The organism is Fulvivirga lutea (genome assembly GCF_017068455.1).
Taxonomy (GTDB): Bacteria; Bacteroidota; Bacteroidia; order Cytophagales; family Cyclobacteriaceae; genus Fulvivirga; species Fulvivirga lutea.
The window spans coordinates 3,731,613-3,754,304 of sequence record NZ_CP070608.1 but is presented as its reverse complement, the minus strand read 5'-3'; the positions used below and the strand labels follow the sequence as shown (position 1 = coordinate 3,754,304).

Genomic DNA, 22,692 nt, shown 5'->3' with positions numbered 1-22,692 from the left:
AGTGACCACGAATAAACAGAGACTGGCACTATGAGACTGATATCCGTTCAAATCAAACTAGCTCAGAACCAGCAACTAATGAAAACCTATAAAATGAGAGGAGAGAATACCTGAAGAAATTAACTATAACGCCCCTGTAAGGCGCGTTTGTTTACTTGTTTTACGAAGCATAAACATAGCACGATTTGGGTTTAGAACCTAGTTCCACAAAATGCAGATTGAAACACTTCGTTCCAGTAGGTCGTCCACAAGTTAAGAGATGAAAGTGGATGTGAAATGCTAACCCAAAACGTGCGGGCCAGCCGCACCAAAGCATTTAGGGCTTAGCACGGTGAAGTCCAAATGCGCTATTACGGAATGTTACCAGCTTAGTTATTAATTTCCAGAGTGGTAAAAACCAAATTTTCACCATAGCCACTTCCTAAATAACCCAACAATTCGATTTCTATTTCCTCTTTAATAAAATGCTCAAAATGGTTAATCATATCAATATCTAACCAAGTCAAAGGAAACTCATAAATTAAAATAAATTCTTCACCACTAGGAGGGTTGTTATACGTAACTGGTTCTTTGGTAATTAGTAAATAGTCATACTTAATGTCTGGAGCTGGGCGTTTATTTCTCACAATTTGGCCCTTCATTTTGATAGGATCATGATCAGGAAAACTCCCATACATTATTGATTCAATAAGTGGTTTTCTATCAGTATTTCTTTCTTGATATGAGATTATTTCCAAACTATCAATAGTTAGAACTTCTGAATCAAATGCCCATTCATTATTTGGTAAAAGTTGTCCATAAATCCTTACGTACTTACCCCAACTATCCCTTGATACCTTGGCAGACTCTAGTAAATATCTATTTTCAGTATCAGTTAAAATGAATTCAGAATAATTAAGGTGTAGTTTTTCTTTAAAACTTTCAGGAAGTCCAGATGATTGAACAAAGCCCTCAACCACTAGTTGAGATTGAGCAAAAAGGCTGTAAGTTGAAATGAAGAGTATTAAATTAAGTGCAAATTTCATTCTTACGTACATTGCTGGTAACACCCGTGTAACAGGAACAAAAGGTGCTGTTATATTTTATTAATGGGACGAATCTAATGGATTTTTTATCGTGTTCATAGCCGTGTTAGCTACGTGCGTATATATCTCCGTGGTTTTTAAGCTGTTATGCCCCAATAAAATTTGTATACTTCGTAAATCTGTGCCCTGTTCTAATAAATGCGTAGCAAAAGAATGCCTTAAGGTATGCGGCTTTACATCTTTTCGTATTCCTGCCTTCGTGCAAGACCGTTTCAACACTTTTCGTATAGATGTAGGAGAATACTGATCGCCATTTTGTCCTTCAAAAAGGTATATTTTAGGCTTATACTCCTTATAATAGGCCCGTAATTCCTCCAATACTTTTTTGCTTAATAGTGAATATCTGTCCTTACCACCTTTGGCACCCTCAATACGTAACATCATGCGAGAGCTATCAATATCTTTTACCTTTAGGTTTATTAGTTCACTAATTCTTAGGCCGGCAGAATATATAGTGCTTAAAACACACTTATGTTTCAGATTATGTGTACAATTCAATATTCTTTGAACTTCTTCTTTTGATAATACTTCGGGTATTTTTTCACGCTTCATTGGCCGCTCTATTTCGTAAAACCTATTGGGCATGCCTAACACAACTTCATAGTAAAACTTAATACTATTAATAATCTGGTTGAGCATAGAGTCAGATCGGCCAAGCTTTACCTGGTAAGACAGATAGGCCCTTATCTCATCTTCACCAAGCTCAATTAATTGTTTATCAGGAAAATGATTCATAAAACCTTCAAAAAGTGTAGTATATACTCTGGCAGTGCTATCGCTATATTTTTTAAGCTCTAACTTTTGTAAAAATTCTATCGGACAGGTTCTGTAACCAGGCGTATATGCTTCCTTTTGCCCTTTATATGTATACCTGTATCTTTCATCAACAGGGTGGTGTAAAGGTTTGTTAATGTAAAAATAACGGGCATCTATAGTCGCCACACCCTTAAACGTTTGATAAATTTTGTTCAGGTTCGTTTTCGTATTGGGTAAATAGGTCATTCCAAAGCGATTACTCCATTTAATCCCATCCATACTTTTTAAAAGGCTCTGAATTACCTTGTCAGGATAGAATTTAATACCTATTTGTCGCTGTTCATTAATAATTAGGTGCCTGAGTGAAATGCGTCTGTTGATAGATATCATACTGCAACTACCAGAAATATAGTGCTATGTCAAAATTTAGTCGTATAATTAAACGTTTTTTAGACGTATAAATAAACGGTTATGAGGACATGTCCATCGTGTGGCAAAGAATTTACCGGCCGGGTAGATAAAAAATTTTGCAGTTCGTATTGCAAAACATCATTTCACTATGAAAAAAACAAAGAAAAAGAAGACAGTCGATATTTGACTATTGATAAAATACTGAAACAGAACAGACGAATCCTTAAAGAATATAACAAGGGTGGTAAGGTAATGGTAAGAAAGTCAGTAATGCTGGAAGAAGGTTTCAACCCTAACTATTTCACACATTATTGGAAAAACAAAAAAGGTCAGGTGTATCTGTTTTGTTACGAATATGGATTTTTATCTACTTCTGAAAATGGCTTAGATAAGTACTTATTGGTACATCATCAAGATTATATGGAAAAGAGCTAAGACCTTTTAACGATTAGCAATACTTCTTCCACCAATGCTGGAAAACAATTAACCCCCAAATTTGAGCATGCACATCTCCGGGGTTGGAAGAAAATAGCTTCTTTTTAAGCTGCCGCGTGGTGCGAACATCAAAAATTCCTTGTTCTGCTACAAAAGAGTCGGAGAGGAGTTCATTCTCAATCGTATGGCGCATTTCTTTTCTAAACCACTTGAGTAAAGGCACTTCAAACCCCTTCTTCGGGCGGTTATACAATTCTTCAGGCAATATATCCCGAAAGGTATCCTGCACAATTCGTTTTCTAATGGAGCCATTAATTTTAGAATCTACAGGCAGCTGAAACGCAAATTCTACCAGCTCATGATCCAAAAATGGCACACGCACTTCTAACGCATTGGCCATACTCATTCTATCCACTTTGGTGAGCATGTCATCGGGCAGCACCAACTGCATATCAGTATAGAGCAAGTCATTAATGGTTTCCTTGTCGGGAATATGCTTGAGCAGCTCAGATTTAAAATCAGTATACTGCTGTTGATCTAGCTTGTTTTTAGACCCATCGCTCAACAACTTCATCGCATTAGATTCATTCACAAACCCTGCCCACGTCCAGTAACGTTCTTTTGGTGTCATTTTCATGCCCTTGCTAAAGCGGTGCAGTTGCCTGAATGTGTTTGTAATGCTGCTGTTTCTTGATTTTGGCAGCAAATACCATAGCGGTTGTAAAGCACCCACCATATTGGCTGCACTTCCACCTTCCAAAATTCGGTGGAATGCCGCATGCTTATTATAGCCGGCAAAGAGTTCATCGGCACCATCGCCACTCAAGGCAACGGTGGCATGTTTTCTTGTCTCTTGAGATAATATATACACCGCAATGGCCGAAGAGTCAGCAAATGGCTCATCGATATAATCCAAAATGGAATGCACATGCTTGTATAAATCATCATTGGTAAGCGAAAATACGGTGTGATCAGTTCCTATCTTTTTAGCTACCGATCGGGCATATTCTGTTTCATCGAAGAACTTCTCATCTTGAAACCCTATTGAAAAGGTATGTAGATCATCTTTATGCCTTTTAGCCAACGCAGCAATAACTGATGAGTCTACCCCGCCACTGAGAAAAGAGCCCAGAGGCACATCGGCCACCAATCGTTTCTGAACAGAACTTTCCAGCAATTCAGCCAGCTTCTTTTTCTGCTCTTCGTAATTCAGTTCAGTTGTTTTTGAGCGATCATAAGGGATGGTATAGTAAGGCTCAATGGTAACTTCTCCATTCTTTACTTCGATGTAATTACCCGGAAGCAACTTTTTTACATGCTTGAATATCGTTTTCGGAGCAGGAATGTAATTGAGCTGCAGGTAAGTATGCAGGGCTGTGAAGTCCAGTTCCTTAGTAATACCGTATTCCATTATCGACTTCATTTCCGAAGCGAAAAGTAAGCGATCATCATCCAACAAATAATAGAGTGGCTTTATGCCCATTCTATCACGAGCGATAAAAAGGCTCTTTTCCTGATAATCGAATATCGCGAAAGCAAAAAAGCCATTGAGTTTATTCAGGCATGCCTTACCTTCATTTATGTAAAGATTAAGTAAAACTTCGGTATCAGTTTCTGACTGAAACTGCATGCCTTGCGCCAAAAGCTCTTTCTTAAGCTCTCGGTAATTATAAATTTCGCCATTGAATATAATTCCATAGCGTTTGCCCATATCCCACAAGGGCTGGTGACCTTCCGGAGTCGGGTCTATGATCGATAATCTTCTATGGCCCAGTGCCACAGTATTATCATTATAAATATCCTGAAAGTCAGGGCCCCGTTTTTCAAGTGCGGCAGTAGCATTGGCCACGTTGATCATGCTTACGCGGCCAATCATATTAAAGGCGTAAATCCCTGTTATTCCGCACATAAAAGTGAACTAGGCAAGTTTCTTATACCTGATTCTTTTAGGTCCTTCGTCACCCAATCGCTGCTTTCTGTTCTCCTCGTATTCAGTGAAGTTACCATCGAACCAATACGCTTGCGAGTTACCTTCAAAGGCTAGTATGTGTGTACAAACTCTGTCTAAGAACCATCTGTCGTGGGATATGATTACCGCACAACCTCCAAAATTCTCTAGTGCTTCTTCCAGCGCTCGCAATGTGTTTACGTCCAAATCGTTAGTAGGCTCATCTAATAGCAGCAGGTTAGCACCTTGTTTCAATGCAATGGCCAGGTGCACACGGTTACGCATACCACCAGAAAGTTCTTTTACTTTTTTCTGTTGATCGGAACCATTGAAATTGAATTTGCTCACATACGCACGGCTATTAATTTGCTTACCGCCCATTTCAATCAATTCATTTCCTCCGGTAATGGCCTCCCAAACAGTATGTTCAGGGTTTAAATCGTCATGCTCCTGATCTACATAAGCAGTCTCCACAGTAGGGCCTACTTCAAACGTTCCAGCATCAGGTTCTAGCTGTCCGGTAATCATTTTAAACAATGTAGTTTTACCCGCACCATTAGGGCCGATGATTCCTACAATACCGGCTTTAGGTAAAGAGAATTCAAGGTTTTCATATAGAAGCTTATCGCCAAAACCTTTGGCAACACCGTGAGCTTCAATCACTTTATCTCCTAATCGTGGGCCTGGTGGTATGAATAGCTCTAGTTTTTCTTCGCGTTCTTTCGTTTCTTGGCTTAATAACTTATCATAAGCACTTAAACGCGCTTTAGCTTTGGCATGTCTGCCTTTTGGCGACATTCGTGCCCATTCCAGCTCACGAGCAAGCGTCTTTTGTCTTTTGGATTCAGTTTTCTCTTCCTGAGATAATCGTTTTTGTTTTTGATCCAACCATGAAGAATAATTCCCTTTCCATGGAATACCTTCACCTCTGTCTAACTCTAATATCCAACCTGCCACATTATCAAGAAAGTAACGATCGTGAGTTACGGCTATTACTGTTCCTTCATACTGCCTTAAATGCTGCTCTAACCAGTGCACTGATTCGGCATCCAGGTGGTTGGTAGGCTCATCCAGTAATAAAACATCCGGTTCCTGAAGTAATAATCGGCAAAGTGCTACTCTTCTCTTCTCACCACCAGATAGGTGTTCAATCTTCGCATCTCCCGGAGGGGTTCTTAGCGCATCCATAGCCCGTTCCAACTTACTATCGAGTTCCCAGGCATTTAATTGGTCCAGCTTTTCCTGCACTTCTCCCTGCCTTTCAATGAGCTTTTCCATTTTATCCGGGTTCTCTAAAATGTCAGGATCAGCAAATTTCTCATTGATTTCTTCGAACTCCTTCAATAAAGCCACTGTCTTAGCGGCACCTTCTTCTACTACTTCTTTTACAGTTTTAGACTTATCTAACTGTGGTTCTTGCTCCAACAGCCCAACAGTAAAAGAGCCATCAAAAACCACCTCGCCCTGATATTCTTTGTCTATACCTGCAATGATTCTTAGTAATGAAGATTTACCGGAACCATTCAGACCCAAAACACCAATTTTGGCTCCATAGAAAAAAGAGAGGTAAATATTCTTAAGTACTTGTTTATTAGGCGGATAGACTTTGCTAACTCCCGCCATGGAGAAAATTATTTTTTCGTCACTCATGGGTTTATTTCTTTATTTTTTTCGTCATTGCGATGAGCTCGATGTAATCGTGCGAAGCGGCAATCTTACAAAAAATGAGATTACTTCGCCTGAAACGATCAGGCTCGTAATGACGATAATTGAAAACAAATTTATCGTTTTGAATAACAATGCATGAATTATGTGGCGAATATATTTGATAAGAAAAAAAACTAATTATATTAAACTTTTAGAAAAGGTCAAACGTTGGTCTGACAAATAGGCGAAAGCGTGACGATTGAAATAAATTGATATAAAGTTTGAATTGTCCTTTAAAATTTTACTTTTGCAAAAAATTTTAAAGGCTTTAATCAGGAGGATTAAACTATGTATTGGACACTAGAATTAGCATCGTACCTTGAAGATGCACCATGGCCAGCCACAAAAGATGAATTGATAGACTACTCAATTCGTACAGGAGCTCCTTTGGAAGTGGTTGAAAACTTGCAGGAATTAGAAGATGATGGGCAACCATTTGAAAATATAGAGGAGATTTGGCCGGATTATCCTACTAAAGAGGATTTCTTCTTCAATGAAGATGAATACTAAAAGAAATTGAAGAAGCTGTCATTTACCGACAGCTTTTTTTATTTGTTATTGATTAGTGCTTCGGCAATAATCAAATCCTCGGGTGTGGTAATCTTAATATTCGAATAACTGCCTTCAAAAAGCGATATCTTATGACCACTTCGCTCAGCTACACTCGCATCATCCGTTAAACTTGGTTCTTCCTTAATTTCATAGGCCTTTTTTATCAAAGCCAAATCAAATGTCTGTGGCGTTTGAATCATCCTAAAGTCAGAACGGTCAACGGCCTTTGTAGTATCCTGATCAGTAATTCGGATAGATTCTTTTAGTCGAACTGCTGCTACAGCACTTTGGTGTACCGCTGCCAGCCTATACGAGGCACCGATGATATCTTTACCCACCAAAGGTCTTACGCCATCATGAATTGCCACCAGGCCTTTTTCCTCTGAAATTATGTTTAAACCATTTTTCACGGATTGAAATCTGGAATCACCACCCGTTGTTACCGTAACTTCTGTGGAGAAATCGAATTTTCTGCACAGTTCTTCCCAGATGGCTATTTCATCTTTGGGCAGCACCAATATTATTTCAACATCATTTGAATAGGCCTTAAATGCATTAATGGTATGCATTAAGATAGGAAGGCCATTAAGCTCAATAAATTGCTTTGAAATGGTTTGCTTCATTCGGGTTCCTTTACCACCCGCTACTATTATGGCGTATTCTTTCATTTATGCACAAAAAAAAGTCATCCTGAGTTAAACGAATGATCTTTCTAAGTTAAGTAGATACAATAAACTTAGGAAGATTCTTCCTGCGTCAGAATGACTTCTTTAATTATATGCTTATATGATCAGCATAGCATCGCCATACGTAAGGAATCTGTATTTTTCCTTTTTGGCAACTTCATATGCTTCTCTTATTAACTCATAACCACCAAAAGCGCTGGCCATCATCAACAAAGTAGACTCTGGCATGTGGAAGTTAGTGATCATTGCACTGCAAATCTTGAATTCGTAAGGCGGGAAGATGAATTTATCTGTCCAACCTTCTTTCTCTTTTAATCGATCGCTGGCAGAAACTGCAGATTCCAATGAACGCATTACAGTTGTTCCGATAGCACACACTTTCTTTTTGCTGTTTATGGCATTGTTTACAATGTCAACAGTTGGTTGTGCTACTCTAAAGTTTTCAGAGTCCATTTTGTGTTTAGTCAAATCTTCCACATCAACAGGTCTGAATGTTCCCAAACCAATATGAAGTGTAATACTTGCCATGTCAACACCTTTAATTTCTAATCTCTTCAAGAGTTGAGGAGTGAAGTGCAAACCTGCTGTAGGCGCTGCAACAGCTCCTTTGTGCTTTGCATAAATTGTCTGAAAACGCTCTTTGTCAGACTCTTCGGCTTCTCTCTTAATGTATTTTGGAAGTGGAGTTTCTCCTAAATCTTCAATTGTTTTGTAAAACTCTTCATCTGTTCCATCGAAAAGGAAACGAATGGTTCTACCTCTAGAGGTGGTATTGTCAATCACTTCAGCTACTAAATCGCCTTCACCAAAGTATAATTTATTGCCAACACGAATTTTCCTTGCAGGATCAACCAAAACATCCCATAGGTGCATTTCCTGATTTAATTCTCTTAATAAGAAAACTTCAATCTTAGCGCCTGTTTTTTCTTTGTTACCATATAACCTTGCAGGAAACACCATGGTATCGTTATTTACCATCACATCTCCATCGTCAAAGTAGTTGATAACGTCTTTAAAAACTTTGTGTTCAATAGTTCCTGACTTACGATCAATCACCATTAAGCGAGATTCATCTCTGTTTTCTGCCGGATATAATGCTATTAAGCCAGTGGGTAGGTCGAACTTGAATTCTGATAATTTCATATTTAATATTACGGTATTAAATTAATTTAGAGTCAATCTCTAAAATAAGGACGCAAAGATAAATATATCCGCGACATTTGAGAGATTATTACTAAATACTTTTTAAAACTCACAACTACCAATTTGCAAGTACTACGTCTCATACTGGAAAGTTTTCGATTTGCATGGAATGCCTTGAAAATGAATTTGTTACGTACAACACTTTCTCTGCTGGGCGTTACCATTGGTATTTTTGCGATTATCTCGGTATTTACTATTGTTGATTCGCTGGAGAAGAACGTAAAGCAAAGTTTCGATTTTCTTGGTTCAGGTGTAATTTATGTGGCGAAATGGCCCTTTACTGCGGACTCTAACGGTGAGTACAGGTGGTGGGATTTTTGGCAGCGACCAAATCCTAGCTATCAGGAATTTAAATTTTTAGAGGCCAATTTAGATAACCGTTCGGCTATCGCCATTTATGCCGATATGGGAAACGTAGTGGTAAAAAGGAATAGTAACAGCTACTATGAAACAGAGCTTACGGGCGGTAGCTATGGCTATAAGGATATTATTGAACTGGATATTGACAAGGGCCGCTACTTTACTCAGAATGAAATAGCCTCAGGTAGAAATGTGGCAATTATTGGACATGAACTGGAGAAAGCACTATTTCCTAATGGAGAGAATCCGGTAGGCAAAGAGGTAAAGATCAGAAATAAGAAGCATTATGTGATAGGAACGTTGAAACGGGAAGGAGAGAGCTTCCTGGGTTTCGAAAGTAAAGACAGTTATTGTATTATTCCTTACGATGCTTTTAGAACGATGTACACAACAGGTACCGGTAATTATAATGAGCGCGGTAGCACTATTGCCATCAAGGGCATGGAAACAGATATAGGTTTGGTTGAGTTGGAAGGGGAATTAACAGGAATGCTAAGAACCAGAAGGGGTCTTCGCCCGAAAGAGGAGGATAACTTTGCACTGAACAGACCGGAAGCGATTGCCAATGTAATTAGCGGTGTGTTTGATGTGTTTGGTATAGCCGGCTGGATTATCGGTGGCTTCTCTATATTGGTGGGAGGTTTTGGGATAGCCAATATTATGTTCGTATCTGTGAAAGAACGTACCAATATTATAGGCATTCAAAAGTCTTTGGGCGCCAAAAACTACTTTATCCTATTCCAGTTTTTATTCGAATCTGTTTTCTTAAGTGTGATTGGCGGCTTGGGAGGCTTAGTGCTGGTGCTATTAATTACATTTATTCCCATGGGCTCACTGGAAGTCTCGCTTACCTTGAAAAACATTGTATTAGGCCTTGGAGTTTCCGCAATAATTGGTACCGTGTCGGGCATTGTGCCGGCAGCGCTAGCGGCCCGGCTAGATCCTGTAATTGCGATTAGGAGTTAGAGTTGTGAAGTCCAAATGCGCTATTACTCTATGTTACCAAACGTTTATTATTCTTCGGGTAGTTTGTCTATTGTGTTTCCAAGGTCTTGTCGACCAATGATAGTCATGATTTCAACAACCTCTTTTTTGATTCTGTAGTAGATGCTATCAGATCCACAAACACATCGTCTGTATCCAGGTCTAATAAAATCCACTGCCTCAAATGCATATGGTCTTTGAGATATTATCTCGAAATACTTAAAGAAGGATTCGAAATATTTATCTGCTTGTTGTTCTCCAAATCTTATTGTTCCGTAATGGTGAATTCTAATTAAGTCTTCCTTGGCTACTTTACTTAGTCGGTATTTAGCCATTCAATCGATACTTAGAATCAGCTAATATTTGATCCTTGTTATCTGTAGTAAAACCACTTTTCTCAGCTTTTTCAAGTTTCAATCTAACAAGATCAATATGCTGTTGCTGTTGTCTTGCTTGTCTTATAAGGTCGTTAACAAGTTCACTTTTACTAGAATATTCTTTGCTGCTAACTTGTGCTTTTAACCATTCATCATTTGGTTCGGTAAAGGAAATACTCTGTCTAGCCATAATTTATTTTTGGTGTAATAACGCACCAAAAGTAATATTAGTTTAGATGATATCAAAAATAGGGTAGAATGTTTAGCAACGTACGTGTATAGCATTTCGTGCCGCACCCGTACTTAATGGAGGTGAAAGTAATATTTTTTTGTGTTTTGAACCAAGTTGCAATGTCTTTGGCGAAGAGCTTTCTGCTTCTGCACAATAGCGAAGTTGACTGCCCGTCCGAACGGATTCATCCGGGCGGAAGCCTCCTTCTAAATAGCCTCAAGGAAGAACTACAGACCTTAGCAAAGAACACGAAACACAAGAAATATGGCCTAGTCGCACTAGCTCTATTAAAAGTGAGTAAAGGCTTTAATGCTATATGGTGTTGTGTGTTGTTTTATTTGTTGGTACGCCTAACTAAATCCCTAGCACCATGATGAACCATTAGGATGTCAACGGTCTTTTCATCGATAATACGGTAAATTATGCGATAATTCCCCTCTATTAATTCACGAATTTCCGGTTTGTTAATTTCTTCGACAACTTTACCCACTCTAAGTTGACTAGTTAGTATTTGAGTCCGCTCGAAGATTCGGTCAATTTGATGCTGAGCGTATCTTTTGGAATCTCTTGAGATATTCGAAAATGTCGTTTAAGTCAAGTTTGGCTTCGTTGAGCCATCTTATTTCGACCATTTTGAAATCTCGTCTTTTAATGTGTCATTAGAAATTGTTTTTCTGCCTTTTTCCGAGATCTTAATTCGCTGTTCAAGTTTTTCAATAAAAACCATCCTCTCAATTAATTCGTCAATTGAAATTTCCTCATCAGGGAATTTGTCAATCTGCTCTTTAAGTTTCTCTTTAGTTATCATATTGATCAGTTTAAATGAATATACGAAAATAGAGTTAAGTTAGTACAAATTTACGACCGGAAAGTGTATGACACACAACACCCATTTAACAAGACAAAAGATGTTGTTATATTTTATTACGAAGATAATTAAAAACTCACCCCAGCCTTATTAAACATCGCCTGTATCTCTGGGTCGATAGGGAAGGGCTTTAATGGAGGAACATTGGCTCCTCCTGGGTTGCCTACTGGCACTTTACCCACGAATGATTTAACACCGCCTACTAATAATCTGGGTATCTGGCCGATAACTTCTTTAGCACTTTTAATGCGTATGCCAAATAATAACATCTTCCAATGCACGTAACTATGCGCAAATGGATAACGCTGACCAATGATATGAGCTCGTTCTAAATGATACCACGCCTTCTGTAAATGACCAGCCATCAATTCTGCCTTATAGCTGCATAATTCATCATAATAATAAGGCCTCAGACTTCTTGGAAGTGTGGTATAGAGTTTCATTCTAACGGTATTAGGCTAGTGAAACTTCGTGTTCACCATGCCATTTCTCTAACCGTTTGTTCATCATGACGAACCATAAAGGTGGTATCATGGCGATGATTATCATGGTAGAATATCCGGCTGGTAATTGCGGACTTTCATCATAATGGTCTAACACCTGGTAACGTTTAATGGCATTAGCATGATGGTCTGAATGGCGCTGAAGTTGAAATAAAAAGAAGTTGCTCACCAAATGGCTGGCATTCCATGAGTGTATTGGCGTTACCCGTTCAAACCTTCCAGGGCTCACTTCTTTACGCTGAATACCATAGTGCTCTACATAGTTTACCAGTTCTAAAAGTGTAAAAGCAAAGAAGCTCTGGGCAAAGAAGAACACTGCAACACCCCATTCAATGGTTCCGGAAAAATAACTAAGAATAGCTGTCATTACACCTGCGAATAGTATGGGTAAGATAGCAAACCATATCATGTTGTTACTTAAGCTAAAAGCGGATTTCCCTTTTCTTTTCAGGCGGTTGTTTTCTATTTTCCAGGCATGTGCATAGCCTAGAAATACTGATCGTACCCAAAAAGCATAAAAACTCTCGTTCTTTCTTGAAGTGGCCGGATCGCCCATTGTGGCTACATGTACATGGTGCCCTTTATTATACTCTATATAAAAATGCATGTAACTCACAGTCATCAAAAGCACTTTACTGTAAAAACGTTCAATTGCCTCTTTTTTATGACCTAACTCATGAGCCACAGTAATACCAATGCCACCTGTTACAACTGCAAAGCCCAAAGTAAATCCTATTAACTCATACCAGCCGCTCCACTGGCCCATCGCAATTACGTAACAACCCCAAATTACGAATGCTACCTGTACATAAGTCCAGATAAAGGTGACAAAGCGGTAAAAGTATTCGGCAGAAACTTCTTTTACTTTGTCTTCAGGCACGTTAGATTTATCAATACCAAGTAGTTGATCGATAACAGGTAGTATAACAAACGCATGTGCCAGAGCCATATAATTCCACCATCCGCCTAAATAGTATCCACCAACAACTAGCGCAGGAAATACAAATGCGCTAAAGAATCCAAGTTTTTTGAAAAATCCCATGACATAAAAATAACAATTTTGGTAGATTTTAGTTGCTGCTCACCTAACCTTAATTTCTTTTAAAAGATTCTGAAACAAGTTCAGGGTGCCTCTCTTTTTTTGAGATACATAAGGCTTAAAGCTTGTAGCTTCTAGCTATCAGCTAAAGCGGCTTAAACTGTTCGAAAGTCTCCTGGCAAGAGTTGCAATGATGAATAGATCTGCAAGCTGTTGGCCCGAAAGGCGTTTTCATTACAGAGTCAGTGCTACCACAATTAGGACACTCGGCATGCTCCAAAATATCAATGTCAACAATAAGATTGTGCTTGGGTGGTGGCGAAAGGCCAAAGTCTTTAAGTGCTTTTCTTCCTTTCTCTGAAATCATATTGGAGTTCCATTGCGTGTCGAAGTTTACATTTACTTCCACTTTTTCTACTCCATGTTTAGTAAGCACGTCAACCACATCTTGTTTCATGTAATCGATGGCGGGGCAACCAACAAATGTGGGTGTCATATTTACTTTTACAGAATTTTGCCCTATATCTACACGTGTTATTACCCCAAGGTCTACCAGAGATAGAACAGGTATCTCAGGGTCTTTCACCTCATCTAACCAATCGTAAACTTGTGGTTCGGTAATCATAGTTTAATAACAGTATAACCGCTTATAGGGTTCAGTGCTACCATTCGGCAGTTGGGTCAATTCTAAATACTTCAGACATCTCATCTAATAGAGGCTGCAAATGTTCTGTGTGAGTTCCTTTTCTTCCACCCATTTTAGGTGTGATTGATAATAAATCCGGCAATAAAAGCTGTGTTTGACTTAACACTTCCTTCACCTTCACTAACCATTTTTCTTTTAAAGCCTGCTCACCAGCAAAAATGTTTTCCTTTATTAATTCTGTTTCAAATTCAGATTCCTCAAATAAGCCCAATGCATAAGGCATTGCTTCATCTAACGAGTTCTGAAGCCTGCTAATACTTTCTTCGGTGGCCGAACCCAATTGTTTTATCCAGGTGTTAGCATGCATGGTATGGTACCTTAATTCACCCTGGATTTTCTTCGCCAGTTTTGATAATGGTTCGTAAGAAGATTTTGTCAACATTTCAAAGCGTAATGCCTCAGCGGTATCAAACAGGAAATGCCTAATTAAACTAAAGTCATACTCACCATTAGGTAGTTCCACAAATTGGCTGTTGTGAAACTGATTTGCATTTCTCGTGAAAGCAACAGTATCCGGCTCTGCTTCGCCCAACTCATGCAGCATTTGATATAACGCCTGACTTTGTCCTACTTTATCCTGAGCCATAGAAGAAAAAGCAATGTCTTCTTCTAAAAGAGGGCCAAAACCCGTCCACTCAGAATTTCTATGACCAAGTATTAATTGATCATCCGCGATTTTGTACAATAATTCTTTAAGAGCTAGTGTATTCATGACTGTTGTCTCTCTTTAAATGCTTTAATCTTATCAGCAGCTTTGTAATCAGCGGCATCTCTAAATTTCTTTTCGTGAAGCGTATCCCACAGGATTTTATCTTCTTCCTCGGTAAATAGAATATCGGAAGTTTTTACTACCCAAACATTGTATACAGGAGGTCCATCAACAAATTCTGGTTTGGCCAGTGCCAATGCATGCTGATGATTTTTAGCTGGAACTGATCCAATATGATCGTGTTGCTTACCTCTCTTATTCAAATGAAACACTTCATATTGCTCAGTAAATCCATCTTCAGGGTATTCATCGGAAATATGATTATAGATACTGTCCTTATCCTCTGTAAAACCAGTAACAAATATGTTCCTCGTTTCAACTACAAAAAGGCCAACGCACGTATTTCTGCGACTAAATTGTTCTTTAGCAAAGAGGAAAGCCATCTCTCTGTTTGGGGCATGAACAATGCCTTCGTGGCGATATTCTTTACCTTCTTTTGCTTGTACAAACACTTCGAACGTTCCAAATTGATCTAACGGCACTTTGGGTACTAATTCGCCATCTGGAATGTTTAATCTATTAACTCTTGGGTCGAGTGATTTATTCATGAATGAGTATAAAAAAATGACATCTCAAAGATGCCATTTTTGTTGATGTTCTGCAATCGTTTGTTTTGTAACGATTAGGCCAGCGGAGTTACATATTCCGTTTTAGGAGCAAGAAGTGCTTTACGTACCCATCTGCCTCTTTCTTCTGCAGTTCTTCTAACTGCGAGACGCTCGGCATTACAAGGGCCATCTCCATTAATAACTCTTTTAAATTCTTCCCAATCAGGTTCAGTATATTCCCACTTACCTGTTTCAGTATTTTTCTTCAAATTCGGATCAGGAATTGTAAACCCTAACTCCCAAATTTTAGGAACATACATATCTAAGAATTGATTTCTTTGATCATCGTTAGACGACATTTTTACCTTCCAACGCATTAATATTTCACTGTGTACAGAGGCTTTATCCGGTGGGCCGAAGAAGTGCATCATGGGTCCCCACCATCTGTTAATAGCGGCCTGCATCATTTCACGCTGCTTTTCAGTTCCGGTAGCCAAATGTATCACACAATGGTGACCATACTTTAAGTGAAATGACTCTTCAGCGCAAATTCTATCTAAAGCCCTGCAATATGGGCCATAGCTGCCTCTTGCATTAGCAAGCTGGTTAACAATAGCGCCTGCATCTACTAGCCAAGAGATGAAACATGAATCTGCCCAGGTAAAAGCTGGGTAATTAAATATGTTTGAGTATTTCGATTTTCCACTCACCAGGTCGTCAAGCATTTGCTCTCTTGGTTTTCCTAGTGTTTCTGCTGCGCTGTAAAGTAATTGGGCATGGCCTACTTCGTCTTGAACTTTAGCCATGAGTGCAAGCTTTCTTTTAAAGCCAGGAGCTCTCGTGATCCAGGTACCTTCAGGTAATGCGCCAATTATTTCTGAGTGAGCGTGCTGCTCAATCATTCTTATTAACTGTTTTCTGTAAAGTTGAGGCATCCAATCATGTGGCTCAATTTTTTCGCCTCTTTCAATACGAGCTTCAAATTCAGCTAATTTTACGGGGTCTTCATTTTCTACACCCGTTGCTTTCATTGGCTCAAAAGTATTTCCTCCTCCGTACATAGTATCAGTTTTTATTTAGTAACAGCAAAATTACCTATTTGGTTTTGATTCCACCAATTAGCATATCTGCTAATTGATTACCCACATCTTTAGGGTTAGTTAATCCGGTAGGGTCAAACCAGTTGGGCATCCAGTTTAATGACGAAAATAGGGTCATTACTGCCAATTTTGTATCAATATTTTGGAATTCACCGGAAGCAATTCCGCCTTCAATAATCTTCTTAAATCTATTTATGTAATTGATTCTCAATAACAAAAAGTCCCTTAAATATGGCTGGCTCAAATATCTGTGTTCGTTCATGAAAACTGCAGATGCAGTTAAATCCTGCGCCATCACTTCTATGTGGCCGAGGATTCCCTGCCTCAATTTTTGACTATACGAAATATCAGAATTCTCCACTTTATCGAGTGAAGCCCTGAATTGTGCTGCCATGTCAAAACATAAACTTTGAAGAATCTCTTCTTTTGATTTGATATGAGAATATAAACTTGCCGCTTCAATTCCTAGTGCGTGCGCAAGATCACGCATTGATGTAGCAGAGTACCCGTTTTTTTGAAACAGGGCAGCAGCAGCTCTGATAACTTGTTCTTTTCTGCTTAAATTTTCCACCTCTACCATCATGCAAAAATAACCATTATTGTTTCTCAAAGAAGTATTTTATTAGTTTTGAACGCCTAATGAGAAAAGTAAATTTTAAATCCCCCGAAGAATTCCATACAAAATTGGGCTTATTCTTCAGTACGACCATCGCACTACCATTATTGCCATTTGTTTGGCTATATCTGGAGATAAAACATAGTGAATTTTCAGGTTGGTTAGAAGCTGGGATGCTAACACACGTAATGGGTTATTTAGTACCCGTAATAAGCGGCTTACTAGTCATTAAAGGACATCAAATTTTTAAATCAAAGAAAAATATTGCAACCAGTGAAAATAAGCTGATTGATAAATTAGGGGTTTACTATAACGGAATTACAACCTATTATCTTTTTGTATCACTGGCGGCCTTATTACTAGCAGGTGGTTTGTATTTATCTGCCAAAGGGATATTAATTGTCTCTTATGTAATCTTATTATTTCTAATGTCTTTCTTTAGACCAACACCCAAACGGTATTGCAAAGATCTAAGCCTTGAAGGTGAGGAAAAAGACATTATTTTGAATCAAAAAGAATATTTGTTTTAGTTCAACTTAGTAATATCAATATAACTACCATTATACCCAGTATAATAGTTATGGTAGATTTATCAATAATTTTAAACATAGAACAATTGGTTTGGGTTTACATTAAGTTTATCGATTAAGCTGTTTATTAGTTTTGGCAATCCTATAAACAGCCGTAAGATGTAGACACATGTTAGATTAAAAGGGTTGTACGAGTTTTCAAATTAATTTTCCCCGGATGGTTTCAGTAATAATTCCAGTTTTAAACGAGGAAGTATACATTGGTAAATTATTATCCGCATTCAATAAAAGGTCAGATGATTTTGAGCTCATTGTGGTGGATGGAGGAAGCACAGATAATACAGAAGCGGTTGTTAAGAATTATAACCAAGTAAATTATATCAATTCAGTGCGTGGTAGGGCATCACAAATGAATGCTGGCGCTAAAATGGGTAATGGAGAAAAACTCTTTTTTATTCATGCGGACAGCCAACTTTCAGACGAGTTACTAGGCCAACTTCCATATATCAATTCACAGGCTGCTACTTTTACCCTAAAGTTTGATTCGAAGAGGGTTTTATATCGATTTTATGCATGGTTCACGAAATATAATTACAGCTTGTTTACCTATGGAGATCAGGGATTATTTGTAAGTAAAGAACTGTTTTTTAAAGTTGGAGGCTACAAAATTATTCCACTGTTGGAGGATGTTGACCTTCTGAGCAGAATTCGTAAAATTAATAAAGTAGATAAGCTACCTTATACCATAACTACATCCGCCAGAAGATTCGAGAAAAATGGAATTTTACTTCAGCAATTGAGAAACATTGTGATCATGGTCGGCTATTACCTTGGTATCAATCCTCACTTTTTGGCTCGATACTACAAGTATTGAGATGAGTATTGGCATATTTGTCAGGTTCAATGAAGAAGGTACTGATCATAACATATTATTGGCCGCCAAGTGGTGGAGGTGGAGTTCAGCGTTGGTTGAAATTTTCGAAGTATTTGCCTGAGTTCGGTTGGGAGCCAATCATTTTCACACCAGAAAATCCTGATTTTGACATGAAGGATGATACTTTATTGAATGATGTTAATCCTGAGCTTGAAGTAATTAAGCTGCCTATTTGGGAACCATATAAGCTATTTGAAAAGATTTCAGGTAAACAAAGACCTTCGCAGGGCTTAATTCAGTCGAGTAAAAAGCAGGGTATATTTACAAAATTGGCCATCTGGTTGCGTGGGAATTTACTTATTCCTGATCCGCGTAAATTTTGGGTGAAGCCATCCGTGAAGTTTCTAAAGGATTTTGTTCAAGACAATGGAATAAATACGGTAATTACAACCGGCCCACCCCATAGTATGCATCTCATTGGATTACAGTTAAAACGGAAATTAAATATACGCTGGATTGCCGATTTTAGAGACCCATGGAGCAAATGGGATATGCTGGAAAATTTTAAACTGTCATCACTGGCCAGAAGAATGCATAGGAAATTGGAGTTAAGAGTTTTGCAGAATGCTGATGAAGTAATAACTGTTAGTCAAACATGGGTCAATGAGTTTGAAGATATTCATAAAAGAACATATCGGGTTATTACAAACGGTTTTGATGACTCAGATTTTGATAATATAAAGCCTAAGAAAGGATCAGGTAAAATAGTGATTAGTCATTTTGGGTTGATCAATACATTTAGAAATCCGGTTATTTTTTGGGATGTGCTGAGAAGGTTATCTACACAAGTCCAGATAGAGGTTCGACTTTATGGTACCATCGAAGAGCCTATTAAAGATTCGGTAATGGCAGACCCAATTCTCTCAAATTTGATTGAATTTAAACCACCCGTTAGTCATGATGAGGTTCTGAGGGCTTATGCTGAATCAGACATATTGCTCTTATTACTTAACAATTCTAATAATGCTCACGGTCACATTCCGGGTAAGCTTTTTGAATATCTTGCCAGCCAGCGGCCCATTATTGCATTAGGACCAAAAAATGGTGATGCAGCGAATATTATAAACCAATGTGAAGCAGGAACTACAGTTTCCTGGAAAGATGAGGAGGCGTTGAGAAAAGCAATTTTATCTGTTATAGATGGGGAGGAATCTAAACGTGAGTTAAAAGCAATAGAGAAGTTTTCCAGAAGGAATTTGACGCAGGAATTAGTTCAGAAAGTATTAGCCAACTAGTACAGTTTTTAAAGCACTAATTATTTCATCAAAGTGATTATCTAAGATTTCGGGTTGGATTGGAAGGGATATCATCTCGTTGCATGCCTTATGTGCAATTGGTAATTCTTTACAATAGTTAGCTAGAGCAGGATGATACTTAAGTGACTTGTCGTAATGAATTCCTGTAGCTATTCCCATACCTAGTAATTGTTGCCGAACTCGATCTCTGTTTTTAACCTTTATCACAAACTGGTGGTAGACAGCATCTTCTGAAGATACTGGAAGAGTAATATCCATACTTTCCAATTCAGCTATGTACTTTCTAGCGTACATTCTTCGGGTAGCATTGTGGTCGTTCAATTCAGGAAGAAGCACACCAAGAATGGCCGCTTGCACTTCATCTAACCGACTATTTAGTCCTGTGTTTGTGATTCGATTATCCTTAATTCCATAATTTCTCAATGTTTTTATGTATTCAGCAGCACGAACATCATTAGTAGATATTGCGCCACCATCACCAGGACAACCTAGGTTTTTAGTGGGGTAGAAGCTAAATACCCCAAAATGACCAATTGAGCCTACTTTTTGACCATTGATTGTTGCACCATGCGCTTGAGCGCAATCTTCTATTACTATCAGATTGTGGTTTTTGGCAATCTCCTTAATGGCAGGCATATCGGCAGGAAATCCATGTAGATGTACAGGAATTATAGCCTTTGTTTTTTCGGAAATTGCATCTTCAATGGCATTGATATCAATGCAATGAGTGTTATTTTCAATATCAACTATTACTGGTGTTGCCCCTGAATTAATAATACCAATGGCAGTGGCAGGTGCGGTTAACCCCGTTGTTATTACCTCATCACCTGAATTAATATTTGATGCTTTTAAGCTTAATGTAATAGCATCAGTGCAGGAATTCACTCCAATACAATAATTTGTTCCAATGTATTGGGAGAAATTACTTTCAAACTTCTCAACTTGATTTCCTAAAATCAACTGGCCAGAGTTTAAAACTTCCGAGAATGATTGATTTAATCTATTTTCGAATTGTTGGAATCGAAGGCTTGGATTTGCAAAAGGGATCATTGCTTATTTAAGTCTTCAAAGGAATAATAGGTAGTATCAGAATAAGCTTTTGAAGCATAAATGACAATTAGCGCATCTGAACTAAAATCCTTGAGTGTAATATAGTGCAATTCAGGCACGTATAGCCCTTCATTTACCTTTGATAAGGTCCATATCTCACTTTTTTCATCAGCTGATTTATGTTCAACGTTGACTGATCCACGAAGGGCTAGAATAAACTGATGACAGTTAACGGCATGGCCGGCTCTGATACTTTGAAATGGGACATCAAATAAATAAAAAGATCTTATGGCGGAGAATGGCAAACCATTAGCTATCTGTTCAATAGAAAGAAGTTTGCCTCTTTTATCTGAGTGGATTTCTAATTCGATATTTCTTATATGTGATCCCTTCAACTTCAATTATATGGTATTTCTCAAATTTCTTAAATTTCTAGCAATGATCTAAATGGAGTTATGATTGAAATACTAAACCCACTTTTTTAGAAAATCAATGCCGTTATCTATTAAAGCATTAAAGTCTTCGCTCAATTGCATGAAGTATATTCCAGGTACAGTTAAAATTATAAATACAGAGCTTGTAATAGGAATATTTAACCAAACAGAGTTTGTATTGGGCATATAGAACGTGATAACAAAAGCGACAACAAGTATGCTGCATATAATAAAATAGTTTTTAGAGAATGGAGATAGATTCATTTTTATTCTGAGTATTAAGTATTTAGCTATGTTAAAAGCAATGATTGCAAAAGCTGTGGATGCAGCAGCTCCAATCAAACCATATACAGGTATGAATAAAATTTTAAGTACCACAGAGATTACGAGTAAACTCACCGAAAGAATGGTATCTAATTTATAATAATTGGAGTTAATGAGAATAGCGCCATTTACGCCCAAACCTGTATTTATAACTTTTGTTAGACCAAATAAAAAGAAAACATCATAACTGTCTGAGTAAGTGGGAGGAAGGAAACTTAATAAACTATCGTAATTAACAGCAATGAGCAAAAAAACAAGGCCTCCCAATAGCACCTGATTCAAAGCTGTTTTTTTGTAGAGGGTTTTCACCATATCCATATTATTACTTTTGAAAGCATCTGCAACCAGCACTGCTGATGTACGGGCTATGGATTGAGCAGGTGCTAGTATTACATCACTCATATACATGGCAATTGCAAAAACTGCTACTTCAGCTAACCCTAAATACTTACCTACCAACAAGACGTCAATTCTATGAATGAGGAGTAGTGATATGCCACTTACAATTGTAACAACACCAAAACTCACCATTCTTTTTAGCATTTGTAACCTCTCAGGTGAAGTGTCAAAGCCTATTGTTAAATTACCTTGCATCAAAACACAGATTAACCCCACACAACTTACTGCAACTTGTCCGCCAACGTAGTAGTTTATGAAGGCATCAGTGTCAAAAAAATCGAATGCATAAAGTAAAACAATGCCCAACCAAACTAATCTTAATAAGATAGAGTTTAGAAAAGCTGAGAAAGAATTCTTTAAGAGTACTCGTAAGTATCCATCGAATAGGTTATAAGCAATTAATGATATTGTGGCAGGAAAGAGTAAATAATAATAATATGTAAATAGACCAGCATTTTCAGCATAACTATCTATAATCCAGTCTTTAAAAAAGAACAAAACTAACCCTGAAAGAACAACACCTATAAATGAAAGAAATAGGCCAAGCGTCAGGGTGGTATTTTTAGTATCTTCTTTTAAATGTGGATGAAAACGAACAAGAATATTACCAGTACCTAACTGTGTTATTTGCGCAATGAGCGCGGCAGCTGAGAAAATAATACGGGTTAAACCGAATTCTTCTTCGGTAAGAATGTTAGGAAATATTAACACAGTATTAATGTAACCGAGCACTATTCCTATGTATAGGATGGTTAAAAACCGAATACTTGTTCTTCTAACGATTCCCATTAAAAATATTTGCTAACAAACTTATGGCGAAATTGAATATGTTTGCCCTAAGTAACTATTATTTTAATATTCAATTGTTCTGGTTTGAAAA

General features: G+C 37.9%; 26 protein-coding genes. 6 read left to right on the top strand and 20 right to left on the bottom strand.

Annotation, left to right across the window (positions count from 1 at the left end; translation table 11 throughout):
* Positions 1–368 precede the first annotated feature (368 nt).
* Together JR347_RS16705 and xerA are read right to left on the bottom strand one after the other, a co-directional pair.
* The gene (locus JR347_RS16705; protein WP_205721722.1) at positions 369–1,025 is read right to left on the bottom strand and encodes a hypothetical protein; all 657 of its coding nucleotides are present in this window, start codon (positions 1,023–1,025) and stop codon (positions 369–371) included.
* A 60-nt stretch (positions 1,026–1,085) separates the two neighbouring features.
* Positions 1,086–2,231 carry a site-specific tyrosine recombinase/integron integrase gene (gene xerA, locus JR347_RS16700; RefSeq protein WP_205721721.1) on the bottom strand — a complete coding sequence of 382 codons (1,146 nt, stop codon included), beginning with the start codon at positions 2,229–2,231 and terminating at the stop codon, positions 1,086–1,088.
* 81 nt (positions 2,232–2,312) lie between these two features.
* Here xerA and JR347_RS16695 point away from each other — a divergent pair, with 81 nt between their 5' ends.
* Complete coding sequence (locus tag JR347_RS16695; protein WP_205721720.1) at positions 2,313–2,687, top strand: hypothetical protein; 375 nt, start codon at positions 2,313–2,315, stop codon at positions 2,685–2,687.
* Positions 2,688–2,700: 13 nt separating this feature from the next.
* Here the strand turns inward: JR347_RS16695 and asnB are convergent, their stop codons facing one another.
* Together asnB and ettA are read right to left on the bottom strand one after the other, a co-directional pair.
* Positions 2,701–4,596: an asparagine synthase (glutamine-hydrolyzing) gene (asnB, locus tag JR347_RS16690; RefSeq protein ID WP_205721719.1), complete on the bottom strand. Its 1,896-nt coding sequence runs from the start codon at positions 4,594–4,596 to the stop codon at positions 2,701–2,703.
* A gap of 9 nt (positions 4,597–4,605) precedes the next feature.
* Positions 4,606–6,285 (bottom strand): energy-dependent translational throttle protein EttA, encoded by a 1,680-nt coding sequence (ettA, locus tag JR347_RS16685; RefSeq protein WP_205721718.1) that lies wholly within the window; start codon positions 6,283–6,285, stop codon positions 4,606–4,608.
* A 345-nt stretch (positions 6,286–6,630) separates the two neighbouring features.
* Here ettA and JR347_RS16680 point away from each other — a divergent pair, with 345 nt between their 5' ends.
* Positions 6,631–6,852 (top strand): DUF2795 domain-containing protein, encoded by a 222-nt coding sequence (locus JR347_RS16680; protein ID WP_205721717.1) that lies wholly within the window; start codon positions 6,631–6,633, stop codon positions 6,850–6,852.
* 38 nt (positions 6,853–6,890) lie between these two features.
* On the opposite strand, the gene JR347_RS16675 is transcribed toward JR347_RS16680, so the two are convergent.
* Positions 6,891–7,562, bottom strand: coding sequence for a 2-C-methyl-D-erythritol 4-phosphate cytidylyltransferase (locus JR347_RS16675; protein WP_205721716.1), 672 nt, complete (start codon positions 7,560–7,562; stop codon positions 6,891–6,893).
* 114 nt (positions 7,563–7,676) lie between these two features.
* On the bottom strand, positions 7,677–8,723 hold the full coding sequence (gene queA / locus JR347_RS16670) for a tRNA preQ1(34) S-adenosylmethionine ribosyltransferase-isomerase QueA (RefSeq protein WP_205721715.1): 1,047 nt from the start codon (positions 8,721–8,723) through the stop codon (positions 7,677–7,679).
* Positions 8,724–8,846: 123 nt separating this feature from the next.
* On the opposite strand from queA, the gene JR347_RS16665 reads away from it, so the two are divergent.
* Positions 8,847–10,109 (top strand): ABC transporter permease, encoded by a 1,263-nt coding sequence (locus JR347_RS16665; RefSeq protein WP_205721714.1) that lies wholly within the window; start codon positions 8,847–8,849, stop codon positions 10,107–10,109.
* A gap of 47 nt (positions 10,110–10,156) precedes the next feature.
* Here the strand turns inward: JR347_RS16665 and JR347_RS16660 are convergent, their stop codons facing one another.
* The 11 genes from JR347_RS16660 to JR347_RS16610 form a co-directional block, all read right to left on the bottom strand.
* Entirely contained in the window at positions 10,157–10,462 is a 306-nt protein-coding gene (locus tag JR347_RS16660; protein ID WP_205721713.1) for a type II toxin-antitoxin system RelE/ParE family toxin, read from the bottom strand.
* The gene (locus JR347_RS16655) at positions 10,455–10,694 is read right to left on the bottom strand and encodes a ribbon-helix-helix domain-containing protein (RefSeq protein WP_205721712.1); all 240 of its coding nucleotides are present in this window, start codon (positions 10,692–10,694) and stop codon (positions 10,455–10,457) included. Before JR347_RS16655 ends, JR347_RS16660 begins: the two co-directional genes overlap by 8 nt.
* 376 nt (positions 10,695–11,070) lie before the next feature.
* Positions 11,071–11,265: a type II toxin-antitoxin system RelE/ParE family toxin gene (locus JR347_RS18475; RefSeq protein ID WP_394369454.1), complete on the bottom strand. Its 195-nt coding sequence runs from the start codon at positions 11,263–11,265 to the stop codon at positions 11,071–11,073.
* Between the two features lie 90 nt (positions 11,266–11,355).
* Entirely contained in the window at positions 11,356–11,544 is a 189-nt protein-coding gene (locus JR347_RS16645; protein WP_205721711.1) for a hypothetical protein, read from the bottom strand.
* A gap of 128 nt (positions 11,545–11,672) precedes the next feature.
* Positions 11,673–12,047: a DUF3703 domain-containing protein gene (locus JR347_RS16640; protein ID WP_205721710.1), complete on the bottom strand. Its 375-nt coding sequence runs from the start codon at positions 12,045–12,047 to the stop codon at positions 11,673–11,675.
* Between the two features lie 10 nt (positions 12,048–12,057).
* The gene (locus tag JR347_RS16635) at positions 12,058–13,149 is read right to left on the bottom strand and encodes an alkane 1-monooxygenase (protein WP_205721709.1); all 1,092 of its coding nucleotides are present in this window, start codon (positions 13,147–13,149) and stop codon (positions 12,058–12,060) included.
* Between the two features lie 142 nt (positions 13,150–13,291).
* Positions 13,292–13,771 carry a 1,2-phenylacetyl-CoA epoxidase subunit PaaD gene (gene paaD / locus JR347_RS16630; protein ID WP_205721708.1) on the bottom strand — a complete coding sequence of 160 codons (480 nt, stop codon included), beginning with the start codon at positions 13,769–13,771 and terminating at the stop codon, positions 13,292–13,294.
* Between the two features lie 37 nt (positions 13,772–13,808).
* The gene (gene paaC, locus JR347_RS16625) at positions 13,809–14,564 is read right to left on the bottom strand and encodes a 1,2-phenylacetyl-CoA epoxidase subunit PaaC (protein WP_205721707.1); all 756 of its coding nucleotides are present in this window, start codon (positions 14,562–14,564) and stop codon (positions 13,809–13,811) included.
* Positions 14,561–15,169, bottom strand: a complete 609-nt coding sequence (locus JR347_RS16620) for a phenylacetic acid degradation b (protein WP_205721706.1) — start codon at positions 15,167–15,169, stop codon at positions 14,561–14,563. The genes paaC and JR347_RS16620 overlap by 4 nt, the downstream gene beginning before the upstream one ends.
* A gap of 74 nt (positions 15,170–15,243) precedes the next feature.
* Positions 15,244–16,230, bottom strand: a complete 987-nt coding sequence (paaA, locus tag JR347_RS16615; RefSeq protein WP_205721705.1) for a 1,2-phenylacetyl-CoA epoxidase subunit PaaA — start codon at positions 16,228–16,230, stop codon at positions 15,244–15,246.
* A 34-nt stretch (positions 16,231–16,264) separates the two neighbouring features.
* Positions 16,265–16,879 carry a TetR/AcrR family transcriptional regulator gene (locus JR347_RS16610; protein WP_235689702.1) on the bottom strand — a complete coding sequence of 205 codons (615 nt, stop codon included), beginning with the start codon at positions 16,877–16,879 and terminating at the stop codon, positions 16,265–16,267.
* 29 nt (positions 16,880–16,908) lie between these two features.
* Between JR347_RS16610 and JR347_RS16605 the strand changes: the two genes are divergently transcribed.
* From JR347_RS16605 to JR347_RS16595, 3 genes are all read left to right on the top strand, one after another.
* On the top strand, positions 16,909–17,415 hold the full coding sequence (locus JR347_RS16605) for a hypothetical protein (protein ID WP_205721704.1): 507 nt from the start codon (positions 16,909–16,911) through the stop codon (positions 17,413–17,415).
* 217 nt (positions 17,416–17,632) lie between these two features.
* Positions 17,633–18,289, top strand: coding sequence for a TIGR04283 family arsenosugar biosynthesis glycosyltransferase (locus JR347_RS16600; RefSeq protein WP_205721703.1), 657 nt, complete (start codon positions 17,633–17,635; stop codon positions 18,287–18,289).
* Between the two features lie 29 nt (positions 18,290–18,318).
* On the top strand, positions 18,319–19,584 hold the full coding sequence (locus JR347_RS16595; protein WP_205721702.1) for a glycosyltransferase family 4 protein: 1,266 nt from the start codon (positions 18,319–18,321) through the stop codon (positions 19,582–19,584).
* Here JR347_RS16595 and JR347_RS16590 read toward each other — a convergent pair.
* The 3 genes from JR347_RS16590 to JR347_RS16580 form a co-directional block, all read right to left on the bottom strand.
* Positions 19,573–20,655 (bottom strand): DegT/DnrJ/EryC1/StrS family aminotransferase, encoded by a 1,083-nt coding sequence (locus JR347_RS16590; RefSeq protein ID WP_205721701.1) that lies wholly within the window; start codon positions 20,653–20,655, stop codon positions 19,573–19,575. The two genes, JR347_RS16595 and JR347_RS16590, sit on opposite strands and share 12 nt — an antisense overlap.
* Positions 20,652–21,056 (bottom strand): sugar 3,4-ketoisomerase, encoded by a 405-nt coding sequence (locus JR347_RS16585; protein WP_205721700.1) that lies wholly within the window; start codon positions 21,054–21,056, stop codon positions 20,652–20,654. The genes JR347_RS16590 and JR347_RS16585 overlap by 4 nt, the downstream gene beginning before the upstream one ends.
* 66 nt (positions 21,057–21,122) lie before the next feature.
* Positions 21,123–22,601, bottom strand: coding sequence for a lipopolysaccharide biosynthesis protein (locus JR347_RS16580; protein WP_205721699.1), 1,479 nt, complete (start codon positions 22,599–22,601; stop codon positions 21,123–21,125).
* Between the last annotated feature and the right edge of the window lie 91 nt (positions 22,602–22,692).

Coding starts and splice junctions, on each gene's coding strand:
- queA (WP_205721715.1), bottom strand. CDS start 8,723: ATGAAATTATCAGAATTCAAGTTCGACCTACCCACTGGCTTAATAGCA.
- ettA (WP_205721718.1), bottom strand. CDS start 6,285: ATGAGTGACGAAAAAATAATTTTCTCCATGGCGGGAGTTAGCAAAGTC.
- JR347_RS16660 (WP_205721713.1), bottom strand. CDS start 10,462: ATGGCTAAATACCGACTAAGTAAAGTAGCCAAGGAAGACTTAATTAGA.
- JR347_RS16675 (WP_205721716.1), bottom strand. CDS start 7,562: ATGAAAGAATACGCCATAATAGTAGCGGGTGGTAAAGGAACCCGAATG.
- JR347_RS16655 (WP_205721712.1), bottom strand. CDS start 10,694: ATGGCTAGACAGAGTATTTCCTTTACCGAACCAAATGATGAATGGTTA.
- paaD (WP_205721708.1), bottom strand. CDS start 13,771: ATGATTACCGAACCACAAGTTTACGATTGGTTAGATGAGGTGAAAGAC.
- JR347_RS16595 (WP_205721702.1), top strand. CDS start 18,319: ATGAAGAAGGTACTGATCATAACATATTATTGGCCGCCAAGTGGTGGA.
- paaC (WP_205721707.1), bottom strand. CDS start 14,564: ATGAATACACTAGCTCTTAAAGAATTATTGTACAAAATCGCGGATGAT.
- JR347_RS16640 (WP_205721710.1), bottom strand. CDS start 12,047: ATGAAACTCTATACCACACTTCCAAGAAGTCTGAGGCCTTATTATTAT.
- JR347_RS16645 (WP_205721711.1), bottom strand. CDS start 11,544: ATGATAACTAAAGAGAAACTTAAAGAGCAGATTGACAAATTCCCTGAT.
- JR347_RS16705 (WP_205721722.1), bottom strand. CDS start 1,025: ATGAAATTTGCACTTAATTTAATACTCTTCATTTCAACTTACAGCCTT.
- JR347_RS16590 (WP_205721701.1), bottom strand. CDS start 20,655: ATGATCCCTTTTGCAAATCCAAGCCTTCGATTCCAACAATTCGAAAAT.
- JR347_RS16600 (WP_205721703.1), top strand. CDS start 17,633: ATGGTTTCAGTAATAATTCCAGTTTTAAACGAGGAAGTATACATTGGT.
- paaA (WP_205721705.1), bottom strand. CDS start 16,230: ATGTACGGAGGAGGAAATACTTTTGAGCCAATGAAAGCAACGGGTGTA.
- JR347_RS16635 (WP_205721709.1), bottom strand. CDS start 13,149: ATGGGATTTTTCAAAAAACTTGGATTCTTTAGCGCATTTGTATTTCCT.
- JR347_RS16580 (WP_205721699.1), bottom strand. CDS start 22,601: ATGGGAATCGTTAGAAGAACAAGTATTCGGTTTTTAACCATCCTATAC.
- JR347_RS16695 (WP_205721720.1), top strand. CDS start 2,313: ATGAGGACATGTCCATCGTGTGGCAAAGAATTTACCGGCCGGGTAGAT.
- JR347_RS16680 (WP_205721717.1), top strand. CDS start 6,631: ATGTATTGGACACTAGAATTAGCATCGTACCTTGAAGATGCACCATGG.
- asnB (WP_205721719.1), bottom strand. CDS start 4,596: ATGTGCGGAATAACAGGGATTTACGCCTTTAATATGATTGGCCGCGTA.
- xerA (WP_205721721.1), bottom strand. CDS start 2,231: ATGATATCTATCAACAGACGCATTTCACTCAGGCACCTAATTATTAAT.
- JR347_RS16620 (WP_205721706.1), bottom strand. CDS start 15,169: ATGAATAAATCACTCGACCCAAGAGTTAATAGATTAAACATTCCAGAT.
- JR347_RS16605 (WP_205721704.1), top strand. CDS start 16,909: ATGAGAAAAGTAAATTTTAAATCCCCCGAAGAATTCCATACAAAATTG.